Origin of the sequence: Neobacillus drentensis (assembly GCF_036966985.1) — a bacterium.
GTDB classification, from domain to species: Bacteria; Bacillota; Bacilli; order Bacillales; family Cytobacillaceae; genus Neobacillus; species Neobacillus drentensis_E.
In genome coordinates, this window is record NZ_JBALSN010000463.1 from 1 (window position 1) to 4,500 (window position 4,500).

Annotated in this window: 4 protein-coding genes; 2 read left to right on the plus strand and 2 right to left on the minus strand. The window is 38.9% G+C overall.

Annotated elements, in window-relative coordinates; all coding sequences use genetic code 11:
- Nucleotides 1-140 precede the first annotated feature (140 nt).
- Nucleotides 141-1,433 carry a Glu/Leu/Phe/Val family dehydrogenase gene (locus V7659_RS25345; RefSeq protein WP_335542885.1) on the plus strand — a complete coding sequence of 431 codons (1,293 nt, stop codon included), beginning with the start codon at nucleotides 141-143 and terminating at the stop codon, nucleotides 1,431-1,433.
- 176 nt (nucleotides 1,434-1,609) lie between these two features.
- Nucleotides 1,610-2,110, plus strand: coding sequence for an acyl-CoA thioesterase (locus V7659_RS25350; protein WP_335542886.1), 501 nt, complete (start codon nucleotides 1,610-1,612; stop codon nucleotides 2,108-2,110).
- 86 nt (nucleotides 2,111-2,196) lie between these two features.
- Here V7659_RS25350 and V7659_RS25355 read toward each other — a convergent pair whose 3' ends face one another.
- Nucleotides 2,197-3,408 carry a Ger(x)C family spore germination protein gene (locus V7659_RS25355; protein WP_335542887.1) on the minus strand — a complete coding sequence of 404 codons (1,212 nt, stop codon included), beginning with the start codon at nucleotides 3,406-3,408 and terminating at the stop codon, nucleotides 2,197-2,199.
- The gene (locus tag V7659_RS25360) at nucleotides 3,392-4,495 is read right to left on the minus strand and encodes a spore germination protein (protein WP_335542888.1); all 1,104 of its coding nucleotides are present in this window, start codon (nucleotides 4,493-4,495) and stop codon (nucleotides 3,392-3,394) included. Before V7659_RS25360 ends, V7659_RS25355 begins: the two co-directional genes overlap by 17 nt.
- Between the last annotated feature and the right edge of the window lie 5 nt (nucleotides 4,496-4,500).

Consider the following 4,500-nt stretch of genomic DNA (forward strand, 5'->3'; position numbering starts at 1 on the left):
TTCAAATACTTTTTTGTTCATTTCATTTTTAGGATTCAGGAGGTGGGGATTTCCCAAATTTCATACTTCAGCATGAAAGAATTCTATTAGATGATTGGGTTCAAATTAACCATTTTATAGACTAAGAGGTGTAAAGAAAAATGACAGTACTTGTTAATAGTGATCAAGTTCAAAAGCCAGGTAATAAGCAAAGTGAAACAAAAGATTTATTAAGTTCAACTCAGTTGATCATAAAAGAGGCGGTTCAAAATTTAGGGTATACCGATGATGTATATGAGCTGTTAAAGGAACCACTTAGAACTATCACGGTACGTATCCCAGTACGAATGGATGACGGGTCTATTAAAATATTTACCGGTTACCGCTCGCAACATAACGATGCAGTAGGTCCGACAAAAGGTGGAGTCCGTTTTCATCCTGAAGTTAATGAGGCTGAGGTAAAAGCGTTATCGATTTGGATGAGTCTAAAGTGCGGGATTGCAAATCTCCCTTACGGCGGTGGAAAAGGTGGTATTATTTGTGACCCGAGAAACATGTCGTTTAGGGAACTGGAGAGCTTAAGTCGTGGATATGTTCGTGCAATCAGCCAAATTGTCGGCCCGACAAAAGACATTCCGGCACCCGATGTGTATACAAATTCTCAAATCATGGCGTGGATGATGGATGAGTACAGTCGTCTTCGTGAATTTGATTCTCCTGGTTTTATTACGGGTAAGCCGGTTGTTTTAGGGGGGTCACACGGTCGTGAAACAGCAACAGCTCGTGGTGTAACAATTTGTATTGAAGAAGCTGTAAAGAAAAAAAACATTGAATTACAAGGTGCACGAATCGTAATTCAAGGCTTTGGAAATGCAGGAAGCTTTTTGGCCAAATTCATGCATGACGCCGGCGCAAAGGTGATTGGTATTTCAGATGCATATGGCGCTCTATATGATCCAGAAGGACTTGATATTGATTATTTACTTGAACGACGCGATAGTTTCGGTACAATAACAACTTTATTTACTAATGTCATTACGAATCAAGAATTGCTTGAAAAAGAATGTGACATTCTTGTACCAGCTGCCATTTCAAACCAAATTACAGCAGAAAATGCTGGTCGTATTAAAGCAACGATTGTGGTGGAGGCAGCGAATGGACCAACATCCCTTGAAGCGACAAAAATTTTGGATGAAAGAGGAGTCCTCCTTGTACCGGACATACTGGCAAGTACAGGTGGTGTCACCGTTTCTTACTTTGAATGGGTTCAAAATAATCAAGGATATTATTGGTCAGAGGATGAGGTTGCTGAAAAACTGAGAAACGTAATGGTCGCTTCCTTTGAAGAAATTTATCAAACATCACAGACCCTTCATGTTGATATGCGTTTAGCAGCATACATGGTTGGCATAAGAAAACCGGCTGAAGCTTCGCGTTACCGGGGCTGGATATAATGCTAAAAGGTTCATAGAAACAAAGAATGTCGTGCACGAAAACTTATTCGCTTGATTAAAAGAAAATGTGAAAACGCTTAATATTTTGGGTTTTTGTTTTTAGGTAGGAAGAGGATAACCCTTTAATGATGTAAATATAACGTAAACAGATTGATATGTTTTAGGGAGATGTATGTATGGAAGTAAAATACTGTAAAGAATCACGAGTGATACGAACTAGTCGTGTATTCCCAAACGATGTAAATAATCACAATACTTTATTTGGTGGTCGGTTAATGAGTGATTTGGATCAAATCGCCTCCATTTCCGCAGCGCGTCATAGTCGAAGGGAATGTGTCACGGCTTCAACAGATTCAGTTGACTTTTTACATCCCATTCGACCAACAGATTCAGTTTGTTTCGAATCCTATGTGACATGGACAGGTACTTCATCAATGGAGGTATTTGTAAAAATTATTGCAGAAGACTTAAAAAGCGGTGAGCGTAAGATGGCAGCGACTGCCCTCTTAACATTTGTTGCACTTGATGAACATGAACGCCCAACGCGTGTTCCACAAGTTATTCCGGAAACAAAAGAAGAGAGAAAATTACACGAAACTGCTCCAGAGCGAACAATAATGCGCAAAGAAAGAAAACAAAAAAGTAAAGAACTAGCCTCATTTTTAACTACAAATTAGCTCTTGAATTAACATAAAAGTTTAAAGCCTGTATCAATTAGGAGCAGGCTTTTTTCTTTTTCTAACTATTGCTACTCTCAACAATCTCAATTTTTGAAGCTTGACGATCCATAATCCATAATAGTTAATTTCACGTTGTATTCAATTGGAACTTCACTAAATGTTTGGTCCCAATCTTTTTTGACTTTTTCCCATACTTTAGGATGTTCAATTCTCAATCGGTTTCCGAAGCCGGCAACGTCGACTTGGTAATCCTTTTGCATTTTTTCTCCTACATTATTTACCATTCGTTTTACTTCTTCTTCAGCGGCTTTTTCAGCTCTTTTTAAAAATTTATTTTCAGAAGTTTCCCCCGTAACCACCCAATTTTCAGAAAGTCGCCCTTCTGATTCGATTTTTACATCAAAAGAGATGTTGTTCCCATTAACATGAGGTGTAATTTTACTTTTCATTGTCTTTACCTCGTAAATGATTGGCTGATTTGTCGCTGCATTAAAGCTTTTGACCAAACCGCCTTTTCCCTTTCCAGTTATCCACGTTAAGCCTTCCATTTCCTCTTCATTCAAAAAACCAATCAGCTTTTTTGTCTTTCCTGTAATCACGGCAGCTCCTGAAAATTTAACTTCTCCGTTCGTCGGAATAACATTTTGCATAAGAAAACTAGATCCTGAATGCATCTTGCCTTCTAATTTGGCGAGTGACATAGGGGGCAAAATCCTTGTTGTTCGATATTCATTATCTGAAATTCCAATCAAACGGAACGCTGGAATTTTTCCTGATTCTTTTGATTCTAGTGTCTCATTTGCCCGCCCCTTGCTAATGAGCACAAGACAGCTTGGTCTAATTTCATTATCACGAAGTTGTTGATCAACTAATTGTTCCAATCTATACTTACTTACAAGATCCTCACTAATAACAATCACTTTAAGGTGGGGGCTGAATATGGGGCGATCACTTCTCAATGAAAATTCGCGACTCATTTGATGGATGGAATCACCGGTTTCAGAAATATTCAAGTAAGGTTTTTGTTGTGATTCCCCGCCTTTACTCTCTGAACCTGTTCCTTGTGGGTTAACAATTTGAAAAGTCATGGTTATTTTTTCTGTTTGGTTATATCCTCCTCCTTGTTGCTCTAATTCTTTCTCAATAGTTGACTCTTTTCCTTCATCTAGTGCCAAACCTACACTTAAACCTATTTCTTCAATTTCGTTACTGCTCCAGCAACCTGTAAGAAACAGGAGTAATAGAATGGAAAGTATACCCATGAGGGACCGTACGTTGTTATTGCTTTGCTTCATGCTTTCCCACCTTCCATCTTGAAACAATGAGAAGCAGCAACGGTAGTAAACCAAATAAATATAACGCGACATTGCCAATCATATCGCCGAGTTTAAATAGGTCATTAATATTTTTCGGCATTCTCGTAATGATGTAAATAACCGGAAGTAATCCATACAAAAATGGATGAATATTCTTTTTGAAGAGTTGAGCCAGACCCAAAGCAGCCGCATAGTAGGCGATGGTAAATGTAGCAAATATTTGCATGATCCATATTACGAGTAACATAGACTCAAATCTTTCAAAGATTAAGCCGGGGATTTCAAAACTTCTTATCAAATCAAGGGACGGCCACGTTCTTGTGACCACTCCATCGACGGATAACGCCCCGATAACCATAATGACGGTTATTACATAAAAAATTAAGGGTATGGCTATTCCGACTACTACAGCTTTTACTGCTTTATCCGGATGTATCATAAATGCCGGAAGGATCAACATGATTTCCAAACCTGTATATGCGAGAGCCGTTGTCTTTACCCCTTTTAGTACAGGTATGACTCCCAATCCTAATACTGGACGAAGATTATCCATCTCAAATATTCCGAAACTCATAAAGGTAACCAGCAAAAAAAGGATAACTGTTATAGGGAAAATAATTTCAAACAGCCGTGCGATTGGGTTGATGCCTCCAATGGTCAAATAGAAACCTACCCAAATAAATGACATAGTAATTGCCCAAACGGGGGTGCCTTCCAGTAAATAAAATCCTGTTACTTCCACCATGGCACGGACTTGAAACCCGGCAGTAATTAATAAATAACATACAATAAGAACACTGAGAAGCCCGCCTACCCATTTACCTGCGATTATACGACTATATTGATAAAAGGTTTTTTCGGGAAACTGTTGGCTTAATTTCACAATCATAACCCCAGCCATCATCGCGATTAGTCCGCCTATAATAACGGTAATCCAAACATCCGGTGTTTTTACCTTTTCTACAGATGCCCTGGGCAGTGTGAGGATCCCTGTTCCAAGGATAAAATTGATGACGACAACAGCTGCTTGGGGAGTGGTTATTCGGTCTTTGGGACTAAGAATCATCTTGG